The organism is Rhodoferax sp. RT5P35 (genome assembly GCF_056521385.1).
This window is the reverse complement of sequence record NZ_JBWMAX010000004.1, coordinates 341912-363144: the sequence shown is the minus strand read 5'-3', so window position 1 is coordinate 363144 and position 21233 is coordinate 341912. Positions and strand designations below refer to the sequence as shown.

General features: G+C 59.8%; 18 protein-coding genes. 14 read left to right on the top strand and 4 right to left on the bottom strand.

Annotated elements, in window-relative coordinates:
• Positions 1–17 precede the first annotated feature (17 nt).
• The 8 genes from AC097L_RS08235 to AC097L_RS08200 all read left to right on the top strand — a co-directional run bounded on the left by AC097L_RS08235 (position 18) and on the right by AC097L_RS08200 (position 7273).
• On the top strand, positions 18–674 hold the full coding sequence (locus AC097L_RS08235) for an aspartate/glutamate racemase family protein (protein WP_479585848.1): 657 nt from the start codon (positions 18–20) through the stop codon (positions 672–674).
• 51 nt (positions 675–725) lie between these two features.
• The gene (locus tag AC097L_RS08230) at positions 726–1616 is read left to right on the top strand and encodes an NAD-dependent epimerase/dehydratase family protein (RefSeq protein ID WP_479585847.1); all 891 of its coding nucleotides are present in this window, start codon (positions 726–728) and stop codon (positions 1614–1616) included.
• Positions 1617–1841: 225 nt separating this feature from the next.
• Positions 1842–2609, top strand: a complete 768-nt coding sequence (locus AC097L_RS08225) for a FadR/GntR family transcriptional regulator (protein ID WP_479585846.1) — start codon at positions 1842–1844, stop codon at positions 2607–2609.
• 109 nt (positions 2610–2718) lie between these two features.
• Positions 2719–3609 (top strand): L-threonate dehydrogenase, encoded by an 891-nt coding sequence (gene ltnD / locus AC097L_RS08220; protein WP_479585845.1) that lies wholly within the window; start codon positions 2719–2721, stop codon positions 3607–3609.
• The gene (gene otnK / locus AC097L_RS08215) at positions 3606–4898 is read left to right on the top strand and encodes a 3-oxo-tetronate kinase (protein ID WP_479585844.1); all 1293 of its coding nucleotides are present in this window, start codon (positions 3606–3608) and stop codon (positions 4896–4898) included. Before ltnD ends, otnK begins: the two co-directional genes overlap by 4 nt.
• A complete protein-coding gene (locus AC097L_RS08210) occupies positions 4895–5587 on the top strand; it encodes a class II aldolase/adducin family protein (protein ID WP_479585843.1) in 693 nt (230 codons plus the stop codon). The genes otnK and AC097L_RS08210 overlap by 4 nt, the downstream gene beginning before the upstream one ends.
• A 4-nt stretch (positions 5588–5591) precedes the next feature.
• On the top strand, positions 5592–6389 hold the full coding sequence (gene otnI / locus AC097L_RS08205) for a 2-oxo-tetronate isomerase (RefSeq protein ID WP_479585842.1): 798 nt from the start codon (positions 5592–5594) through the stop codon (positions 6387–6389).
• Between the two features lie 47 nt (positions 6390–6436).
• Positions 6437–7273: an SDR family NAD(P)-dependent oxidoreductase gene (locus AC097L_RS08200; protein WP_479585841.1), complete on the top strand. Its 837-nt coding sequence runs from the start codon at positions 6437–6439 to the stop codon at positions 7271–7273.
• 96 nt (positions 7274–7369) lie between these two features.
• On the opposite strand, the gene AC097L_RS08195 is transcribed toward AC097L_RS08200, so the two are convergent.
• Together AC097L_RS08195 and AC097L_RS08190 are read right to left on the bottom strand one after the other, a co-directional pair.
• The gene (locus AC097L_RS08195) at positions 7370–9232 is read right to left on the bottom strand and encodes a phosphoenolpyruvate carboxykinase (GTP) (protein ID WP_479585840.1); all 1863 of its coding nucleotides are present in this window, start codon (positions 9230–9232) and stop codon (positions 7370–7372) included.
• A 423-nt stretch (positions 9233–9655) separates the two neighbouring features.
• Positions 9656–9805, bottom strand: coding sequence for a hypothetical protein (locus AC097L_RS08190; RefSeq protein WP_479585839.1), 150 nt, complete (start codon positions 9803–9805; stop codon positions 9656–9658).
• A 182-nt stretch (positions 9806–9987) separates the two neighbouring features.
• Between AC097L_RS08190 and AC097L_RS08185 the strand changes: the two genes are divergently transcribed.
• Together AC097L_RS08185 and AC097L_RS08180 are read left to right on the top strand one after the other, a co-directional pair.
• Positions 9988–12303 (top strand): ATP-binding protein, encoded by a 2316-nt coding sequence (locus AC097L_RS08185; RefSeq protein ID WP_479585838.1) that lies wholly within the window; start codon positions 9988–9990, stop codon positions 12301–12303.
• Positions 12304–12326: 23 nt separating this feature from the next.
• The gene (locus AC097L_RS08180; protein ID WP_479585837.1) at positions 12327–13691 is read left to right on the top strand and encodes a putative bifunctional diguanylate cyclase/phosphodiesterase; all 1365 of its coding nucleotides are present in this window, start codon (positions 12327–12329) and stop codon (positions 13689–13691) included.
• A gap of 110 nt (positions 13692–13801) precedes the next feature.
• On the opposite strand, the gene recQ is transcribed toward AC097L_RS08180, so the two are convergent.
• A complete protein-coding gene (recQ, locus tag AC097L_RS08175) occupies positions 13802–15676 on the bottom strand; it encodes a DNA helicase RecQ (protein WP_479585836.1) in 1875 nt (624 codons plus the stop codon).
• A 227-nt stretch (positions 15677–15903) separates the two neighbouring features.
• Positions 15904–16749 (bottom strand): SDR family NAD(P)-dependent oxidoreductase, encoded by an 846-nt coding sequence (locus AC097L_RS08170; RefSeq protein WP_479585835.1) that lies wholly within the window; start codon positions 16747–16749, stop codon positions 15904–15906.
• 104 nt (positions 16750–16853) lie between these two features.
• Here AC097L_RS08170 and AC097L_RS08165 point away from each other — a divergent pair, with 104 nt between their 5' ends.
• The 4 genes from AC097L_RS08165 to AC097L_RS08150 all read left to right on the top strand — a co-directional run bounded on the left by AC097L_RS08165 (position 16854) and on the right by AC097L_RS08150 (position 20518).
• Positions 16854–17750 (top strand): AraC family transcriptional regulator, encoded by an 897-nt coding sequence (locus AC097L_RS08165; RefSeq protein WP_479585834.1) that lies wholly within the window; start codon positions 16854–16856, stop codon positions 17748–17750.
• A gap of 361 nt (positions 17751–18111) precedes the next feature.
• Complete coding sequence (locus AC097L_RS08160; protein ID WP_479585833.1) at positions 18112–18402, top strand: BrnA antitoxin family protein; 291 nt, start codon at positions 18112–18114, stop codon at positions 18400–18402.
• Between the two features lie 72 nt (positions 18403–18474).
• Positions 18475–19518: a homocysteine S-methyltransferase family protein gene (locus tag AC097L_RS08155; protein ID WP_479585832.1), complete on the top strand. Its 1044-nt coding sequence runs from the start codon at positions 18475–18477 to the stop codon at positions 19516–19518.
• A 1-nt stretch (position 19519) separates the two neighbouring features.
• On the top strand, positions 19520–20518 hold the full coding sequence (locus AC097L_RS08150) for a Gfo/Idh/MocA family protein (RefSeq protein ID WP_479585831.1): 999 nt from the start codon (positions 19520–19522) through the stop codon (positions 20516–20518).
• Positions 20519–21233: the final 715 nt, after the last annotated feature.

Sequence of the window (21233 nt, the reverse complement as noted above, 5' to 3'; positions counted from 1 at the left end):
TTAACCAGGAGTAATACGTGAGAACAGTCGTAGTAATTCATACCGGACCGGCCACAGTGCAACCGATCAAGCAGCAGTTTCAAGAGATATTGCCGGACGTGCGTGTGGTCAACATCATGGACGATAGCCTGCTCAATGACGTGATGGCTGCTGGCCATTTGACAGAGGCCGTATCGGGACGCATTTTGTCGTACATGCAACAAGGTGAAAAAATGGGTGCGGTAGCCTTGCTCAACGCCTGCTCTTCTGTCGGTGAAGCTGCAAGTGCAGCCCGCCCTGTCATTGGTGTACCCATTATCAAAATTGACGACACGATGGCCGAAAAAGCTGTTAATTTGGGCCGCACGATCGGTGTTGTGGCGACTGTTCAAACCACCCTGGCGCCCACTGTTCGTTTAATACACACAAAAGCTCTCGCGGTCGGTAAAAAGATCGAAATCACAGAAGCCTTAGCCGAAGGCGCATTTCAGTCGCTGTTGGACGGCAAGCCAGAGCAGCACGATGAGATTGTGAAACGTACCATTGAATCTTTGGCTGACAAAGTCGATGTGATTGTGCTTGCACAAGTTTCCATGGCGCGTTTGGTTCCCCAACTGGCTGCGATGAAGGTGCCTGTACTGTCTTCACCGCAAAGTGGCGTGCAAGCTGTGTCTGATGCATTGCTGAATCGGTAATCCAAGTAAATATCCTCCATTTTTTAAACCAAGTAATTTCATAGGAAAACCATGAAAAAAAATATTATCGTCACCGGCGGCAGCGGTATGGCTGGTAAATGGGTCGTCAAGGATCTATTGGAAAAAGGGCACCAGGTCATGAATCTGGATCGGACCGTATTGCAAGGTTCTGAAGCACGCACACTGGTTACCGATTTGACGGACTCTGGGCAGGTTTTCAATGCACTTTGCAGTACCACGGTGCGCCATGAATTCAGCGAAACCATTCGACCTGCACCTATTGATGCCATTATCCATTTTGCGGCTATTCCCCGTATCATGACACATCCGGATAACGAAGTTTTCCGTATCAATGTAATGAGTACTTACAACGTACTGGACGCAGCATCCAAATATGGAATCAAGAAAATTATTATTGCATCGAGCGAAACAACTTATGGGCTGGTATTTGCAAACGAATATCGTATGCCAGAGTATTTTCCTTTGGATGAAGAGTATCCGTGCAATCCGATGGACAGCTATGCCATGTCTAAAATAATCAATGAGAATACTGCTAAAGCATTTCACGCGCGAACAGGTTCCGATATTTACTGCCTGCGGATTGGCAACGTGATTGATCCAATCGATTACTCCAAATTTCCGGAATACTTCAAGGATCCAGGCTTTCGGCGCCGTATTGCGTGGAGCTACATCGATGCGCGCGATCTGGCGACTGCAGCACGCCTGGGCGTAGAAAAAGATGGCCTGGGATTCCAGATCATGAATGTGGCTGCGGATGACGTTTCGTCCGACCTGCCGACGGCTGAATTGCTGAAGCGCTTTTATCCCAATGTACCTTTAAAGAAACCATTGGGTGAATTCGAAACTTTGTTGAGCAATGAAAAAATTAAGCGATTGTTGGGATTCCAACAACAGTACAAATGGAAAGACCACCTCAAGTGATGGAATCTGGCTTTCGCTCAGATGGTCCAAAAGACCTCGCGTGTTTGCAATCTTAGTGAATGAAGAACGGATTGAAATATACGGCTTTTAAAATCTTTCACAGTGGGCAGCAGGCGCGATACCCTACACCGTATTTTTGCAGTGCCTAGGATTCGGCCTGAGTAGGAATAGTCCTTTAGGCCATGGGCAATGGGTTAAAGTTCTAAGTTTGAATTAAAGCCAAGAATGATTTCTCCGTTCAAGTCTGTCACACCTGGCACATCTCTGTCAGACCAAGTTGCAGAAGCCATCGCATTGGAGATCCGATCTGGTCGCCTGCCTGTTGAGAAAAAGCTTCCGACCGAGGCAGCGTTGTGCGTGCAGTTTTCTGTTAGTCGCACCGTGGTCCGCGAGGCTGTTTCGCGCTTGAAGTCATTGGGATTGGTGGACTCAAGGCAGGGAAGTGGAATCTTTGTCAAAAGTGTGGGGTTCGCGCCTCTTAACTTTGATGCCAAGTACGCTGCTTCCAAGCAGGCTGTTATACAAATGGTCGAGGTTCGCAGGGCGCTAGAAGCGGAAGTTGCTGGATTGGCGGCCAGCCTGCGTACACAGGTGGATATCAAGCAAATAAGACAGGCCATCACCGCTTTGCAAAAGGCGGTGCAATCGGGGGGTGACGGGGTTGATGAAGATGTGAGGTTCCACCGCGCAATTGCAGATGCTGCACGCAATCCGTTTCTTATTGGAACATTGGAATATCTTGGGCAGTTCATGCGTGGCGTGACGCGAGTAACGCGCGCCAACGAAGCCAGGCGCACCGATTTCGCGCGCCAAGTTCAGGAGGAGCATGGCATGATCTTTAGAGCTATTGAGGCGGGTGATGCTGCTGCGGCGCGCAAGGCTGCAGCCTCGCATATGGACAACGCGATCAAGCGGATCGAACTAGCTGATCCTGCGTTTTGGCAGCAGTCTGGCGTGCAGCTGGCTCAGCCTTTGGTCTCTGGGCTTAAGTAGCCCTTTTATGGCTGGATAGTTAGCAATTTTTTAGCTGTAGTTGTATGATGATATTATCAATTCAGGGGTTTTAAATGTATCCACCTATACCAATAATCAGGAGTTTTCCATGACCATGAATGTGGGCGTGATTGGCTTAGGTGCCATGGGGTCAGGAATGGCCAAGTCCTTGCGTCGCAAAGGCTTTAATTTGCATGTGTTTGATGTTCGCTCCAGTGTTGCCGAGGCTTTTGTGCAAGAGGGCGGTAAGCAATGTGCGACACCGGCCGAGCTGGCGGCCAACTGCGATGTGGTGGTGTCGGTCGTGGTGAATGCTGTGCAGACCGAACAGGTGCTATTTGGTGATCAAGGATGTTTTAACGCCATGCGATCAGGCAGTGTCTTTGTGATGTGTTCCACCGTAGATCCAGGATGGTCGCAGCGTATGGAAGAGCGGTTGGCTGAAAGAGACTTGCATTACCTTGATGCCCCCATATCGGGCGGTGCTGCAAAAGCCGAGTCAGGCCAGATGACCATGATGACTTCGGCCAAGCCCCAGGCTTATGTGTTGGCGCAGCCGGTACTGGATGCCATGGCCTCAAACGTCTACCAACTGGGTGATCGTGCGGGCGCAGGCAGCAAGGTCAAAATAATCAACCAGTTGTTGGCCGGTGTGCATATTGCGGCGGCTGCCGAGGCTATGGCGCTTGGCCTGCGAGAAGGCGTGGACCCCAAAAAGCTCTATGAGGTAATTACCCACAGCGCAGGCAATAGCTGGATGTTTGAAAACCGTATGGCGCATGTGCTTGCTGCGGACTACACGCCGTTATCGGCAGTGGATATTTTTGTCAAGGATTTGGGGTTAGTGCTGGATTTGGCGCGCTCCAGCAAGTTCCCTCTGCCGCTCTCAAGCACGGCACACCAAATGTTCATGCAGGCATCCACTGGTGGATTTTCCGCAGAGGACGATAGTGCAGTCATCAAGATATTTCCAGGCATTGAATTGCCATCGGTCAAATGAAGAAGCCTGTACTTGGTTGTATTGCCGATGACTTTACCGGTGCAACCGACCTCGCCAACAATCTCGTACGCTCCGGCATGCAAGTGGTACAGGCTATCGGTGTACCAGATGGTCCGTTGAATACGGGTGCCGACGCGGTGGTCGTTGCTCTCAAGTCAAGGACAATTCCCAAGGTCGAAGCAATTCGGCAGTCATTGGATGCGCTACGGTGGCTTCAAAAGCAGGGTGTGCAACAGATTTATTTCAAATACTGCTCTACGTTTGACAGCACAGCCGAGGGCAATATTGGTCCTGTCACCGAAGCACTAATGGACGCACTGGCTGGCACACCGCATAGCGACTTCACTATCGCCACACCTGCGTTTCCAGATAACCAGCGCTCAGTGTTTAACGGCCACCTTTTCGTTGGCAAGGTACTGCTCAACGAAAGTGGTATGCAAAACCACCCGTTGACACCCATGACCGATCCCAATTTGGTACGCGTACTGCAGTCGCAATGCCAGCGCAAGGTGGGCTTGATTGACTACAAGACCGTGGCGCAAGGTGCAATGGCCATACGTGCCAAGGTGTCCGAGTTACGCAGTGAAGGCTTTGGTTTGGCCGTGGTGGATGCCCTGACCAATGAAGACCTTTTGCGCATCGCTCCAGCGCTGAAGGATATGCCACTGATTACAGCCGGGTCGGGTATAGCTATCGGTCTGGCGGCCAACTTCGGTCTGTCCCCTTCGTCTGCCTCTAGCCATTTACCGGCTGCAAAGGGGTTTAAAGCGGTGGTCTCCGGTAGCTGTTCTGTGGCGACCAACCGGCAAGTAGCGCACTTCATGCAAAGCGGCATGCCGACGTTGGCGATCGATACCGAGAGATTGGCCCAGGATGTTGAAAGCTGGGGTGGTGTCGTCGAGCATGCTTTGGTATGGGCTCAGAGCCGCATTGCCCTTGGTCCGGTACTGGTGTATTCCACCGCAGAAACGCAAGCGGTGAAGGCCGCACAAGCCACACTGGGCGTTGGTGAGACAGGTGAACTGGTTGAAAAGACTTTGTCGCACATCGCGGCGGGACTGGTTCATCTGGGAGTGCGCCAACTCGTGGTCGCGGGCGGCGAGACATCCGGTGCATGCGTCCAGGCGCTGCACATCAGCCAGCTGGCCATTGGCCCACAAATCGATCCTGGGGTCCCTTGGTGCCATGCTGTACCTGACCTCGCGCCCGATGGTCTGCACATCACGTTGAAGTCCGGCAACTTTGGCACCAAAGATTTCTTTACCAAAGCGTTTGAGGTGCTTGCATGACGGAAGCGGCGCTAAGAGATGAAATGTGCCGCATTGGTAAAAGTCTGTTCGAGCGCGGTTATGTGCATGCTACTGCGGGCAACATCAGTATTCGGCTGGACGATGGATTTTTGATGACCCCTACCGATGCGTGCCTTGGCGCGCTCGATCCCGCGCGCCTGGCCAGAATGGACCATAACGGTGTACAGCGCAGTGGCGACAAAGCCAGCAAAAGCTTTTTGTTGCACACACATATTTACAAGGCGGCAACTACATACCAAGCCGATACCCGTTGCGTGATCCATACCCACAGCACCCATTGCGTAGCGTTGACATTGCACCCGACAAACCAGTGTGCTTTGCCCGAAACGCTCTTGGGTACAGAGCTGTTGCGCGCTGTAACGCCTTACTTTGCCATGAAGGTCGGGCACGTACCCTTGATTCCCTACTACCGTCCTGGTGCTGTAGAGGCTGCAGATGCCGTGGCCGAAGCAATCCACCGCTATGGGCAGGCGCAGTTACCCATACGCGCCGTCATGCTTTCGCGCCTGGGCCCTAATGTCTGGCACGACGCTCCTTCTGCCGCTATGGCTACGCTGGAAGAATTGGAAGAGACAGCCAAGCTGGTGTCGAAAAATCCCTTGCAGGTGGATGCCTTAACAGAACCTCAACTTCATGAATTACGCCAAGTATTTGGCGTGAAATGGTAAAAACATGCTTCAATTTGCAGCCAATCTATCCATGCTCTACCAGGAACTTGACTTCCTGGACAGATTCAAGGCGGCGGCTGACGATGGCTTTAAGGCCGTGGAATATTTATTCCCCTACGAATTCAAGCCTCTTGATATTGCGGACCGGTTGAATGCCTACGGGCTTCAACAAGTACTTTTCAATGCGCCTCCAGGCAATTGGACTGCCGGTGAACGCGGACTTGCTTGCTTGCCCGGTCGAGAAGATGAGTTTTGCCAAGGTATCGATCTGGCTTTGGAATATGCGGTGGCATTGAACTGTCCGCGCATCCATGCCATGGCCGGCATACAAGCAGGAGGCCATCGCTACGAGGCCTTGGTGGAGCTGTACGTGCAGCGCCTGCGATGGGCCTGCGAGCGGGCGGCAAAAAAAGAGGTGGATATATTGATTGAGCCTATCAACACCCGTGACATGCCAGGATTTTTCCTGCATCGTCAGGACCAGGCCCATGCAGCGGTAGCCGCCGTGGATATGCCAAATTTGAAGGTCCAGATGGACCTCTACCACTGCCAGGTTGCCGAAGGCGATGTGGCGATGAAGATCCGCAAATACCTACCCACTGGAGATGTGGGCCACATCCAAATTGCCGGAGTCCCCACCCGCCACGAGCCCGATCTGGGCGAGCTCCACTATCCTTTTTTGTTCCAAGTACTGGAAGAGTTAGGCTATACCGGTTGGATCGGTTGTGAGTACCGCCCCCTGCGTGGTGCAGTGCCTGGCGGCACCAGCGCCGGCCTGCAGTGGCTTAAACCCTTAATCTGATGGAGAGTTGTACTTCTATGGCACATCCTGCGTTATTTGCTGGGTCCGTGGCTGTGATTACCGGCGGTGCAGCGGGCATTGGCTTGGCCGTAGCGAAACGGTGGGCCGCTATGGGCTTACGTGTTTGCATTGCGGACCTCGGTGCAGAACGCATCGAAAATGCGGTGAACGCAGTGGCCGCTTTCGCTCCCCATGGTCTTGAAAGCGTGGTCGGTTTGGAGGCCGATGTGAGCCAAAGGGACGATCTGCAGCGCCTGCAGCAATACGTGCAGCAGCGCTTTGGTAGCGTCAGCGTGTTGATGAATAACGCGGGTATCCAACCGGGAAGCTCTGTCTTTGATACGCAAAACACTTGGGAGCGCATTCTGTCTGTGAATCTTGGTGGTGCGGTCCTAGGCTCACAGTTGTTTGTGCCGTTGATGGTGGCTTCGGGTGTACCGGGGCTGGTCATCAACACGGGCTCCAAGCAGGGGATCACAACCCCTCCGGGAGATCCCGCTTACAACGTCTCTAAGGCGGGACTCAAGGTGTTCACAGAAGCGCTTGCCCATGAACTGCGCAACACGGTGGGTTGCCAAGTCACGGCGCATTTACTCGTTCCCGGCTTTGTTTTTACCGGCCTTACTGCGCAGGGGCGCACCGAGAAGCCTGCTGGCGCGTGGACACCAGAGCAGACCGTGGATTTCATGATGGAGCGGCTGAACGGGGGTGACTTCTACATTCTGTGCCCTGACAACGACGTATCGCGCACACTGGACGAAAGCCGTATTCTTTGGGCTGCCGATGACATCGTGAAAAACCGGCCCGCCCTGTCGCGCTGGCATGCCGACTACACCTCTGAGTTCGCCCAATTCGTAAAACACAACCACACCACAAAAGCTTGATGGCAGGCTTTCATTGAAAAGCCTGCGTAGCGTCTTTTGAGTGCCTTGTTAGGCTGCAATCGGTAGTGCCCCAAGCCAATAGGGCACGCAAGCGCCCTACATCGCCAGGCGCTTTTCAAGCGCGTTCTTGGTGTCGACCAAGGCCTGGGGCAGGTGGTGCGCCAGCTGGGTGAACAGCTCGGTGTGCAGCACCAGTTCCTGTTGCCAAGCGCCGGTGTCGATATGGGTCACGGTATCGAACTGGGCAGGCGTGAAGTCCAGCCCGGTCCAGTTCAGCTCGCCGTAGGTGGGGCTGATGCCGAAGATGTTTTCCTGGCCCGCGGCTTCGCCTTCCAGGCGGTCGATCATCCACTTCAGCACGCGCATGTTTTCGCCGTAGCCGGGCCAAACGAATTGGCCATCCGCGCCCTTGCGGAACCAGTTGGTGCAGAAAATGGCGGGTGGGCGGGTACCCGAGTGGGCCATCTTGTCGCCCATGTCTAGCCAGTGCTGGAAGTAGTCGCTCATGTTGTAGCCCATGAAGGGCAGCATGGCGAAGGGGTCACGGCGCACTACGCCCATCTGGCCTGCGGCGGCGGCGGTGGTTTCACTGCCCATGGTGGCGGCCATGTACACGCCCTCGGTCCAGTTGCGGGCTTCGGTGACCAGGGGCACGGTGGTGGAACGGCGGCCGCCGAAGATGAAGGCATCAATCGGCACACCGGCAGCATCGTCCCAGGCATCGTCCAGCGCCGGGTTGTTGGTGGCGGCCACGGTAAAACGGGAATTGGGGTGGGCGGCTTTGGCACCGGTGGCACGGGCGATGGCCGGGGTCCAGTCCTTGCCTTGCCAGTCGATCAGGTGGTCGGGCAGGCTGCCGGTGTCTTTTTCCATGCCTTCCCACCACACGTCGCCGTCGTCAGTCAGGGCCACGTTGGTGAAGATCACGTCCTTGTCCAGGCTGGCCATGCAGTTCGGATTGGTGTGGTAATTGGTGCCAGGGGCCACGCCAAAGTAACCGGCTTCGGGGTTGATGGCGTACAGCCGGCCATCGGAGCCGGGCTTGATCCAGGCGATGTCGTCGCCGATGGTGGTGACCTTCCAGCCGTGGAAGCCTGCGGGCGGCACCAGCATGGAGAAGTTGGTCTTGCCACAGGCGCTGGGGAAGGCTGCGGCCACATGGTATTTTTTGCCTTGCGGATTCGTCACGCCCAGGATCAGCATGTGCTCGGCCAGCCAACCTTCGTCGCGTCCCATGTTGGAAGCGATGCGCAGCGCAAAGCACTTCTTGCCCAACAGCGCGTTGCCGCCATAGCCAGAGCCATACGACCAGATTTCGCGGGTCTTGGGAAAGTGCACGATGTACTTGGTCTTGTTGCACGGCCATTTCACATCGGCCTGGCCTGCCGCCAAAGGCATGCCCACGGTGTGCACGCAGGGCACAAAGGCACCGTCGGTGTCCAGCAGCTCCACCACAGCGCGGCCCATGCGGGTCATGGTGCGCATGTTGACGGCCACGTACGGGCTGTCGGACAGCTCGACACCGATGTGGGCGATGGGCGAACCCAGCGGGCCCATGCTGAACGGCACCACGTACATGGTGCGCCCGCGCATGCAACCGGCGAACAACGGGTTCAGGGTGGCGCGCATCTCGGCAGGTTCCATCCAGTTGTTGGTGGGGCCAGCGTCTTCTTTTTTGTCGGAGCAGATGTAGGTGCGGTCTTCCACGCGGGCTACGTCGCTCGGGTCGCTGCAGGCCAGGAAGGAATTGGGGCGCTTGGCCGGGTTGAGCTGCTTGAAGGTGCCTGCCGCCACCAGTTGCTGGCACAGCTGGGCGTATTCGTCCTGGCTGCCGTCACACCAGTAGATGACATCGGGCTGGGTGAGTGCGGCCATGTCGGCCACCCAGGCCAGCAGCCGGGTATTTTTGACATAGGCGGGCGCGGTGTGGGCCAGGCCTTGCAGAGTGCGTGCGTTCATCGGGGGAGCTCCTAAGTTGAAAATCGTTTTTTCAAAAGAGGGCTTCGTGCGCTGGGCACTGCGAGCGGCCTTTTCAGAAAACGGCTTTGCAACCTCGGGGGCTGAGATGCCGATTCTAGAGATGCGCAGGCTAGTTACATAGCGATTACATTCAAATGATATGCAAACGTTGCATAGGTTTATGCATAACTACGTGAAAAGATGGATTGCCCATCGCGGCTTAAAAATAAAAATAAATAAGCTGCTATCGCCCATGGATAGTGCATAACAAGCTATTGAAAACATAGCTTCGCGAAATGAAGACGGGGAGTGGGATAAAGACAGGTTCTGCGTTGCACAGAACCTGGGCACCCGCCCTGCAAAGGGGCATGGTGCTATTCGATCAATAGCGGCCAGTCCATGCGGGACCAGCGCCAGGGGCCTTTAGGCCATGGAAACGGCGATAAAAGCCAGCAAGAAAATCAACACACCACCCACGATCGGCAACACCATGGGGATCAAGGGCACGATGGATTCCGCGGCATCGGCCGGGGCGCGTGCGGGAGTGCTGTGGTCGTCGGTGGGCTGGGACATAGGGTTTCCTTGCATTTTGGTTCTCGACGATTCTAAGCGGATAGGCGCGCCTGCACCGTACAAGTGCGAAGCATTGAGAGGTATTCGCGTTCTGCGGATATTCGGAGGCCAGGTCTTCCCATGCCCGATGCGCTGCGTTATGGTGCGGCAACGACACTGTTTGCGTTGCTAGGAGCCTGCCCATGGTGAAGCGTCTGGTTTTTGACCCTGCGAATGCGCAGTTGGTGCCCTCACCCGGCCTCAAGACCGCGCCCGTGCTGGATTTGATGTGTTCGCACTTTGTGCTGACCCTGGTGGCCCGACAAGGCCCCAAATTCAATGTGCGGCGCGACCTCAACAGCCTGCTGGCCATGGCCGGGCGGCACCTGGTGTGGCCCCAGCCGGTGCTGCTGCGGCTGCGCGAATTCCTCACCCGCCGCTGCAAAGACAACGAATTCTGGCGCGGCCACGCCGCCCTGGGCACCACCGAGTTTCTGGAGCGCCACGGCGTGTGGCGCGGCCCCTACGAAGAAGGCACGCTGTTTTTCTACCTGGACGAGTACGCCAAAGACCAGCCCAAGGATTTGCTGTCCGCCCTAGCCGTCACCGGCGAATGGCTGACCCACGCGCTCAAAAAACAGTCCACCCTGGTGGAGAAGAACATCGACGCGCTGTCCGGCTTGCTGCAACTCAACAAGGCCGAACGCGCCCTGCTGCTGTACGGCACCCTGGCCCGCTACCAGCGCGACCTGCGCACCATCCTGGTCGAGGTCAAGGTCAACAACGCGCCCGAGGCCTATGCCGCGATTGCCGAGGTCGCCGGGGTCAGCCCGTCCGAGGTGGGCGAGGCCCTGCGCGCCGGTTCGCGGCTGGAGCGCATCGGCCTGGTGGAAAACCTGATCTCCGAGCACAACATCACCGACCTGGCCGACCTGATGAAGGTCAGCGAAAAGCTGCCCCCGGTGCTGATGCGGGAGTACCGCGACCAGAGCGAGCTGATGGCCGTGTTCACCCGCCCGGCCACCAAGAGCACCCTGGCCTTGAACGACTTCACCTATGTGCTGGACGACGCGCAGGTGCTTGTCAGCCTGCTGCGCAACGCCGTGGCGCGCAAGGAGCCGGGCGTGAACGTGCTGCTGTACGGCCCGCCCGGCACCGGCAAGACCGAGCTGGCCCGGGTGGTAGCCCAGGCCGCCGGGCTGGACCTGTTCGAGGTGGAATACGCCGACCGCGACGGCAATTCGCTGTCTGGCCGCGACCGCTACCGTTCGCTTCAGATCGCCCAGGTGTTCCTCAAGGGCAGCGTGCAGGCCGCGCTGCTGTTTGACGAGGTGGAAGACGTGTTTCCGCCCATCAGCACCGAGGCCGCCCAGCTCATGGCCCGGGCCGAGCAGGTGGCGGCACCCGGCACCGCGTCGGTCAGCGGCAAGGCCTGGGTCAACCAGATCCTGGAATCCAACAACGTGCCCACGCTGTGGGTGACCAACCGCATCGAGCAGATCGACCCGGCTTTCCGCCGCCGCTTTGCCTACCACCTGGAGCTCAAATCTCCCCCGCCCGGTGCCCGCGAAGGCCTGGTGCGCAAGACGCTGGAAGGCGTGGCCGTGAGCGATGCCTTTGTGGCCAAGCTCACCGAGCGCAAAGGCCTGACCCCGGCGCAGATCCGCACGGCAGTGCGCTTTGCCGGACTGGTCACCCCGGCCCTGGACAGCACATTCGAAACCCTGATCGACCGCCAGCTCCAAAACGCCGATAGGGCCTTGGGCAACAGCGCCAACGACCACGCCCCGCGCCCCAGCGCCACCACCTACAGCCTGGACATGCTGAATGTGGAAAGCCGCTTTGAAATTCCCCGCATCGTGCAGGCCTTGAAGGCCCGCGGCCACGGCACACTGTGCTTTTACGGCGCACCCGGCACCGGCAAAACCGCCCTGGCCGAGCACATCGCCAAGGCCCTAGACAAACCGCTCATCGTCAAGCAGGCCAGCGACTTGATGAGCAAATACGTGGGCGAAACCGAGCAGAAAATGGCCGCCATGTTCCGCGAGGCCGAGGCCGAAAAAGCCGTGCTGCTGCTGGACGAGGCCGACAGCTTTCTGCAAGACCGGCGCGGTGCCCAGCGCACCTACGAGGTCACCGAGGTGAACGAAATGCTGCAAGGCATGGAGCGCTACCGGGGCATCTTTGTGTGCACCACCAATTTGCTGGACCGCATCGACCAGGCGGCGCTGCGCCGGTTTACCTTCAAGATCCAGTTCAAGCCCCTGCTGCGCCTCCAGCGCGAAACCATGTTTGTGCTGGAGGCGCTGGGTGGCGATGCGGCGCTGTTCAGCACAGCGCTGCAGACCCGTCTGGCCCGGCTGGAGCAGCTCTGCCCCGGCGACTTTGCGGCGGTGAAGCGGCAAGGCGAAATCCTTGACACTGCGCTGGGTGCCGACGAGTTCATGGACCAGCTGGAAGCCGAACACCGCATCAAACCCGAAGTGCGCGAAGCCCGGGGCATGGGCTTCATGCACTAGCCCCAGCCCAACCGATGGGCAGCATGCCAAAACCCACTCTTCGGCGCAGCGCCCCGAGCGCCAAGCACACCTTGCGCATGCGCCGAACCGTGCTGGTGTGGTGCGCGGCAACCGGTCTGGGGGGCTCCTATTGGGCGGTGTACTTTGGCATGCGCAGCAACTGGATGCTGGCGGGCTTTGAGATCGTGGTGGCATCTGTGGCCGTGGTCGCCGCTTGGTTGGTGCGCCAGGGCCGCATCCGTGCGGCGGCGCTGGTGCTGGTGGGCTGCCTGAGTATCTGGCTCAGCATCTTGTGCCTGGTGTTGGACGTACCCTCTGCCCTAGCACCGCGTTCCTCGCACCATTACTTTTTGGTCATGGGCATGGGGACGTTTTTAATTTTCAAGGGCGAGTCTGTCTGGCTGCGCCACGGCATACCGCTGGCCTGCTTTGCCGCCTATTTTGGTTTTGCCAGCTCCACCTGGGGCTGGGTGACACCTTACATGCTGCCAGACGAGGTGCGGATACCCGGCACCTGGGTCACGAATGCACTGGCTTTGGCCGTGGTTTACGCTTTGCTGCAGGTGATGCAGTCCGACCTGAGAGAGCGGCACGCGTTGGAGGTCGATCTGCGCAAAGCCCTGCCGGGCAACCAGTTTGTGCTGCACTACCAGCCCCAAATAGGGGCCGATGGGCGCATCGTCGGGGCCGAGGCCCTGCTGCGCTGGGAGCATCCAGAACGGGGCCGTGTCTCGCCCGCAGATTTCATCCCGGTGGCCGAGCAGACCGGCTTGATCTTGGCCTTGGGCCACTGGGTGCTGGGCTCCGCCTGCGCCCAGCTGGTGGCGTGGTCGGCGCGCCCCGAGACTGCGGGGCTGACGCTGGCGGTCAACGTCAGTGCCCAGCAATTTCGCCAAGCCGACTATGTCGCGCAGGTGCTGTCGGTGCTGCAGCGCTCGGGTGCCCGCCCGTCGCAGCTGAAGCTGGAGCTGACCGAAAGCATGCTGGTCAACGATGTGGACGACACCATTGCCAAAATGACCCAGCTCAAAGCCCAGGGAGTGCGCCTGTCGCTGGACGACTTTGGCACCGGCTACTCGTCGCTTAGTTACCTGAAAAAGCTGCCCCTGGACCAGCTCAAAATTGACCAGTCGTTTGTGCGGGATGTGCTGACCAACCCGCAGGACGCGGCCATCGTGCGCACCGTGGTGGACCTGGCCCACAGCATGGGGCTGGACGTGATGGCCGAGGGCGTGGAAACCGAGGGCCAGCGCGCGTTTCTGGCCGCCATTGGCTGCCGCGCGTACCAAGGTTATCTGGTCAGCCAGGCCCTGCCGATTGGCCCGTTCAACGCCTTCGCGGCCCAATACACATTGGTCACACCAGTCACATCGGTGGTGAGCGCCTAGCCGACCCGTCCAGTAGATTTTAAGGAAAATAGGCCTCCAGCGTATATTCTGCATACGCTAGTAGCTATTTTTTGTATAGCAATTATGCGGATAAGCCTGGGAGCCGGTTTTTACGCCGTTTCTCCGCATACCCGCAGCACCTCGCCTCCATAGGCTTCCAGCTTTTTCGCCCCAATCCCGCTCACGCCCTCCAGGTCGGCCAGGCTGCGCGGATCGATGGCGGCAATCGCGGCCAGGGTGGCATCGTGGAAAATCACGTAGGCGGGCAGATTGTGTTCGCGGGCGACTTCGGCGCGCCAGGCTTTCAGGGCGGCGAAGCGGGTTTGGGCACTGTCGTCCAGGGCTGCGGCCACGGCCGACTTGGCGGCGGACTTGGCGCTGGATTTCTCCCGCCGGGGTTTGCCCTGCGCCGGGCCGGACACCGATGCGCGCAGCATCAGCGGCACCTCGCCCTTGAGCACGGCGCGCGAGCCTTCGGTCAGGCCCAGGGTGTTGTATTCGCCCTGCACGGCCACCGCACCCGTGGCGATCAGCTGGCGCAGCACGCCGCGCAATTGCAGCTCGCTGTAGTCCGTGCCCAGGCCAAAGGTGCTGAGGCTGCTGTGGTTGAACTGGTTCACCTTGTCGGTGGTTTTGCCGCGCAAGATGTCCATGATGTGGCCCGCGCCAAAGGTGATGCCACTCATCTGCTGGATGCGGTAAATGGTGGACAGCAGCTTGCGCGCGGCCTCTGTGCCGTCCCAGATCGGCGGCGGCTCCAGGCAGTTGTCGCAGTTGCCACAGGGGGCGGATTTCTCGCCGAAGTACGCCAGCAGCCGCACCCGGCGGCAGTCGGTGGCCTCGGCCAGGCCCAGCAGCGCGTCCAGCTTGCCGCGCATCACCTGCTTGAATTCTTCGCTGGCCGGGCTTTCGTCGATCATGCGGCGCTGGTTCACCACGTCCTGCAGGCCGTAGACCATCCAGGCCTCGGCGGGTAGTCCGTCGCGCCCGGCGCGGCCCGTCTCCTGGTAATAGCCTTCGATGTTTTTCGGCATGTCCAGGTGCGCCACAAAACGCACGTCGGGCTTGTCGATGCCCATGCCAAAGGCGATGGTGGCCACCATCACAATGCCCTCTTCGCGCAGAAAGCGGTCCTGGTGCGTCTGGCGCAGTTTGGTGTCCAGCCCGGCGTGGTAGGGCAGGGCGTTGATGCCGTTCTCACACAGCGTCTGCGCCACTTCTTCCACCCGCTTGCGCGACTGGCAGTACACCACGCCGGCGTCCTGAAAGTCCGCCCCCGCGTGCTCGCGCTGGATGAAGCGCAGCAGTTGCTGGGTGGCATCTTTCTTCTCGACGATGGTGTAGCGGATGTTGGGCCGGTCAAAGCTGCTGACGAAATGCTGGGCATCTTCCAGTTGCAGTCGCTCGACAATGTCGGCCCGGGTCAGCGCGTCGGCCGTGGCGGTGAGCGCAATGCGCGGCACGGCCGCAAAACGTTGGTGCAGCACCGTCAGCGCCCGGTATTCGGGCCGGAAGTCGTGGCCCCACTGGCTCACGCAGTGCACTTCGTCGATCGCAAACAGGCTCAGCTGGCCGCGCGCCAGCAGCGCGTCCAGCTGGTCCAGAAAACGCGGCGTGTTGATGCGCTCGGGCGCGGCGTACAGCATGGTGATCTCGCCACGCATCAGGCGGCGCTCCACGTCCAGCGCCTCGGCAAAGCTCAGCGTGGAATTCAAAAACGCCGCCGACACCCCCGCCTCGTGCAGCGCGCCCACCTGGTCGTGCATCAGCGCAATCAGTGGCGAGATCACGATGGTCACCCCCTGCCCCGCCAACTGCCGCGCAATCGCTGGAATCTGGTAACACAGCGACTTGCCGCCGCCGGTAGGCATCAACACCAGCGCATCGCCCCCGGCCACTACATGCTCCACGATGGCTTGTTGCGGCCCACGAAACTGCTCGTAGCCAAAGGTTTCACGCAGGATGGCGAGGGGAGTCGAGGACAATGCTTTTGCTCTGCAATTTGTAGCTGCTTGCGCTGATGGAATGGGCGCTAGGGGCTGATTTTATGGGTAAACCAGTGGGGGGCTGGTGGGAGGCTCTATTGTGCCCGTCCGTATGGGAGCGACGGCTGCGCAACCGTATTCCACCCTGCCTTTTTTGCAGAACTGCAATTGCTCTGCAATTAATAGCTGCTCACGCTTGCCAGATCAGCACGGACAGCCTATTTTTCTTAGAACTTTCCATCCGTCGCCACCGACACCCCCCGCCAAGCCTCCAACTCCGCCCGCAACGCGTCAATCTTCGCCCCGATGATCTCCACCGCATCGCTCCCCGCCGCCAGGCGCAGCGGCGGCTTGGGGTGCGCGGCCAGTTGCAGCAGCACGGCGGCCAGCCGCGCCGGATCGCCGGGCTGCTGGTGGTTGCGGGCACCGAAGCCTTCGGCGACCTGGGCGGATTGCGCGGCGTAATCGGCGGAGGGGGCGGCCAGGGGCCGGCTGCCGGTGCGCATCGACTGGCCGTCCAGAAAGTCGGTGCGAAACGCGCCGGGTTGCACGATGGTTACAAAGATGCCGAAAGCGGCCACCTCCTGCGCCAGGGCTTCGGAAAATCCCTCCACCGCGAACTTGCTGGCGCTGTACAGGGCGGTGCCGGTGCGGCCCCGCATGCCAGCGATGGACGAAAGGTTCAGCACCCGGCCTGCGCGCTGCTGGCGCATCACTGGCAGCACGGCGCGCGTGACGTGGAACAGGCCGAACACATTGGTGTCGAACTGCGCCTGCGCATCGGCCGCCGTGCTCTCTTCAAACAGGCCGAGCTGGCCGTAGCCCGCGTTGTTGACCAGCACGTCGATGCGGCCAAAGCGGGCCACGGCGGCCTGCACGGCGGCGTGGGCTTGGGCTTCAACGGTCACGTCCAGGTCCAGCGCCAGCAGGCGGTCGTGGGCGGTGGCGATACTTTGGCGACTGCGGGCGGTGGCGACCACGTTGTGGCCTGCGGCAAGAGCGGCTTGCACCGTGTGCGCGCCGATGCCGCGCGCGGCACCGGTGATGAACCAGGTGGTGGGTTGGGGTGACATGGTGGGTTCCTTGGGAGTGAAGAGCTTGACTATCCCCGTGCTGGCCCCTGCGGCGGTAGCCCAATGTTGCGTAGCTCTTGCATAATCCTCGCATGTTGCCATCCATGCCCGCCGATCTTCAGCAGGAGCTTTGCGATGTGATTGCACGGCACTGGCATGGCAACCAAGCCGCCACGGCCCTCCCGCGGGTACGGCTGGTGCGGGCGGATGCGCCCACCTTGCCGGTGGCCGTGGTCTACCAGCCGATTCTGTACATCGTGGCCCAGGGGGCCAAGCGGGTGCTGCTGGGGGAGTCGGTGGTGGAGTACCGCGCCGGGCAGTGCCTGCTGGTGTCGGTAGACCTGCCGGTGACCGGGGCGGTGGTGCAGGCCAGCCCGGAGGAGCCCTATCTGGCCTTTGCCCTGGCTTTGGATACGGCGGTGCTGGCCGACATGCTGCTGGCCTTGCCCAGTCAACCTACAGGCACCCCATCGCCCGGCCTGGCCGTTAGCCCGGTCACGCCCGACCTGCTGGATGCCGCCCTGCGCCTGCTGCGGCTGCTGGACACCCCCGCCCACATCCCCACCCTGGCCCCGCTGGTGGAGCGCGAAATTCTGTACCGCCTGCTGACTGGCGCGCAGGCCCCCATGCTGCGCCAGATCGCCCTGGCCCACAGCCACCTGGCGCACATTGGCCGCGCCATTGGCTGGATTCGCAGCCATTTCGCCGAGCCGCTGCGCATAGACGCGGTGGCGCAGCAGGTGCACATGACGGCCTCCACCTTCCACCGCCATTTCAAGGCCGTCACCGCCATGAGCCCGCTGCAGTACCAAAAGCAGATCCGCCTGCAAGAAGCCCGCCGCCTGTTGCTGGCGGGCCAAGCCGACGCGGCCAGCATCGGCTTTGCCGTGGGCTACGAGAGCCCATCCCAGTTCAGCCGTGAATACGCCCGCCTGTTTGGCCAGCCGCCGCTGCGGGATGCCGTACGCCTACGCAGCCTGGGGCCGTTGCAGGAGGTGTGATTTTGGCGGGCATTGTAATAATGCATCTACAAAAATAGCACAGATGCAATTAATGCATCTACAATTAATCGTATGGATACCCGACTCACCTGGGACGAAGCCAAGCGGCAAAGCAATCTGCGCAAACATGGGTTTGATTTTGCCGACGCAGGCGAGGTGTAGGAGTCGCGGTTTCGGCTGGACATCCCGCAGCAGGATATTGGCGAAGTACGCACGCTGTCGATCTCTTATGTGTTGGGTTTTCTGGCCGTGCTGTCGGTGGTACACACCGAACGTAGTGGCTCTGCACGCGTGATCAGTTTTCGACGTGCGAGCCGTATAGAACGTGAGGTTTACGATGCCTGGCTCGAAAACGAATGTGATGAGTCGTAAGGAAACCCTGGCCGCCGTGCGAGCCAGCCTTCCATCCCAAGATTTTGTGTGGGACGGCACGGACCCAGACGACCGCCCTGCCAGCGCCGAGGAGCTGCAAGCAGGCGTGGCCGCCTGTCGCAAGAAGCGTGGTCGCCCCGCAGGCAGCGCCACCAAAGAGCAAGTGGCTATCCGTTTCGACCATGAGGTGCTGGAAGCCTTTCGCACCGCAGGTCCAGGCTGGCAAACCCGGATGAACGACGCGCTCAAAGACTGGCTGCGCACGCATTCTGCGGTGTAGCAATCCCCCAATGGACCCCCAAGTGCCCTTGGCGTGCCAGGTCTTGGCTGTGTTTCCTACAATCGACCCCTCATGAAAACGCCTACCTACACCCGCGCCCAGCAACTCCCCGCCATCCTGGCGCAACGCATTGCCATCCTGGATGGCGCGATGGGCACCATGATCCAGCGCTTCAAGCTGACGGAAGCGCAGTACCGAGGTGAGCGCTTCAAGGACTTCCACAAGGACGTGAAGGGCAACAACGAGCTGCTCAGCCTGACGCGCCCGGACGTGATCCGCGACATCCACGAGGGCTATCTGGCCGCCGGGGCCGACCTGATCGAGACCAACACCTTTGGCGCGACCACGGTGGCGCAGGCCGACTACGACATGGCCGACCTGGCCGTCGAGATGAACTTCGAATCCGCCCGCATCGCCCGCGCCGCCTGCGACAAATACAGCACGCCCGACAAGCCACGGTTTGTGTGCGGCGCGCTCGGCCCCACGCCCAAAACCGCCAGCATCAGCCCCGACGTGAACGACCCCGGCGCGCGCAACGTGACCTTTGAAGAGCTGCGCGCCGCCTACTACGACCAGACGAAGGCGCTGGTCGAGGGCGGCAGCGACGTGATTTTGGTGGAAACGATTTTCGACACCCTGAACGCCAAGGCCGCGCTGTTTGCGGTGGACGAGTACTTTGCCGACTCGGGCCAGCGCCTGCCGCTGATCATCAGCGGCACGGTCACCGATGCCTCGGGCCGCATCCTCAGCGGCCAGACCGTCACCGCCTTCTGGCACAGCGTGCGCCACGCCCAGCCGCTGGCCGTGGGCCTGAACTGCGCCCTGGGCGCAGCGCTGATGCGCCCCTACATCCAGGAGCTGCACCGCGTGGCCCCGGACACCTTCATCAGCTGCTACCCCAATGCCGGTCTGCCCAACCCGATGAGCGACACTGGCTTTGACGAAACCCCGGATGTCACCTCGGCCCTGGTGCGCGAGTTCGCCGCCGAGGGGTTGGTCAACATCGTCGGCGGCTGCTGCGGCACCACGCCCGACCACATTGCCGCCATCCACGACGCGGTGACACCGCTGCCGGGGCGCGCGCTACGTTCGTATTTTTACAAAGAGGCAGCCTGATATGCAAAAAGTTCGCTGGGGTGTGTTGAGCACCGCCAAGATCGGTATGGAGAAGGTCACCCCCGCGCTGATGCGCAGCCAGTGGTGCGATGTGCAGGCGATTGCCTCGCGCGCCCTGCTGTCGGCCCGTGCGGCGGCCGACGCGCTGGGTATTCCCACCGCCTACGGCTCCTACGAAGAGCTGCTGGCCGACCCGAACATTGAGGCCATCTACAACCCCCTGCCCAACGACCTGCATGTGCCCATGACACTGGCCGCGGCGCGCGCGGGCAAGCATGTGCTGTGCGAAAAGCCCATGGCGCTGAACGCCAATGAAGCCGCGCAGCTGCGCGAAGTGGCGGGCCAAGTCCACATCATGGAAGCCTTCATGGTGCGCTTTCACCCGCAGTGGCTGCGCACCCGGGAGCTGGTGCAGAGCGGTGCTTTGGGCGAGCGGTGCTCGGTGCAGGTCTGGTTCTCGTACTTCAACCGCAACCCCGACAACATCCGCAACGATGCGAGCAAGGGCGGCGGCGCGCTGTTCGACATCGGCTGCTACCCCATCGTGGCGGGGCGCTTCTTGTTTGGTGCCGAGCCGCTTCGCGTGATGGCGCTGGCCGACATGGATCCCACCTTCAAAGTGGACCGCATGTTCAGCGCGCTGCTGGACTTTGGCGGTGGCCGCCAGCTGAATTTCACCGTGTCCACCCAGTCTACGTCTTACCAGCGCGTGCAGGTGGTGGGCACGCAGCAGCGGGTGGAGATCGAGATCCCGTTCAACGCGCCCCAGGGTGAGGCCACCCGCATCTTTATCGACAACGGCCAGGCCCTGAATGGCAGCAGTGCCACGGTGGAAACCTTCGCGCCTTGCGACCAGTACAGCCTGGAAGGCGATGCGTTCTCACTGGCCATCCGGGGCGAAGCGCCGCTGCAGTACGGCGTGGAAGATGCCATCCAGAACATGCGCATCATCGACGCGCTGTTTGCATCGCAGCGCAGCGGCCAGTGGGAAGCGGTTTAAGAACCTATCAAAATTGATAGCTGCTAGCGCAGGTACCATCTGCGCTAGAGGTGCTTTTCTTATAAATCAAGGTAACAGGTCGGCTGCCTCGCGCAGACATAACGTACGCACGCCAGAAACACTGCAGAACTGGCTTTGTTAGGCTGCTGGTGTTGCCCCCCATCGCATCGGTTTTTCAAACTGATGCGATGGGGGGTTGGCGAAAGATGCGAAGCACTGCAGCCTGGTGGTGAGTCAATCCTGCGGTGGCTTGCTGCCAACCCGTCCGGCGCGGACCTCCTTAAAGCCCTCGCGCCCGTCCAGACTAAGTCACTCGAACACCAGTTTCAGGTTCGCCCCTCCTGCTTGCAGCATGTTGGTCTTGCGTGCGGCCAGCAGCGCTGGTCAAAGCCTGCACACCGCCCGCTACCCAGTGGCGTTTTTGTATGTTGATGGGTGTTTGACGGGCCGGCTCCCTGCTACTTGGTGGCTGTTGAGCGCAGTACATCCTACATTTTGATGATAGTAGCACCACCTCCAAAACGGCTTTGTGTGTAAATACATGTATATTTTGTAACGGTAAATGCGTTGCACTGTGTTGCAAATAGCCGGTTTGCACGAGGGAGTTTCAATTGGCAGCTTTCCGTTGTATTTCAGATAGCGTTGTAAGTGTGGCATTGGCCGTTTGTGGCGGCTGAGGCCTTGCTGCTGGCAAAGGCACTGTGACACCTACCGC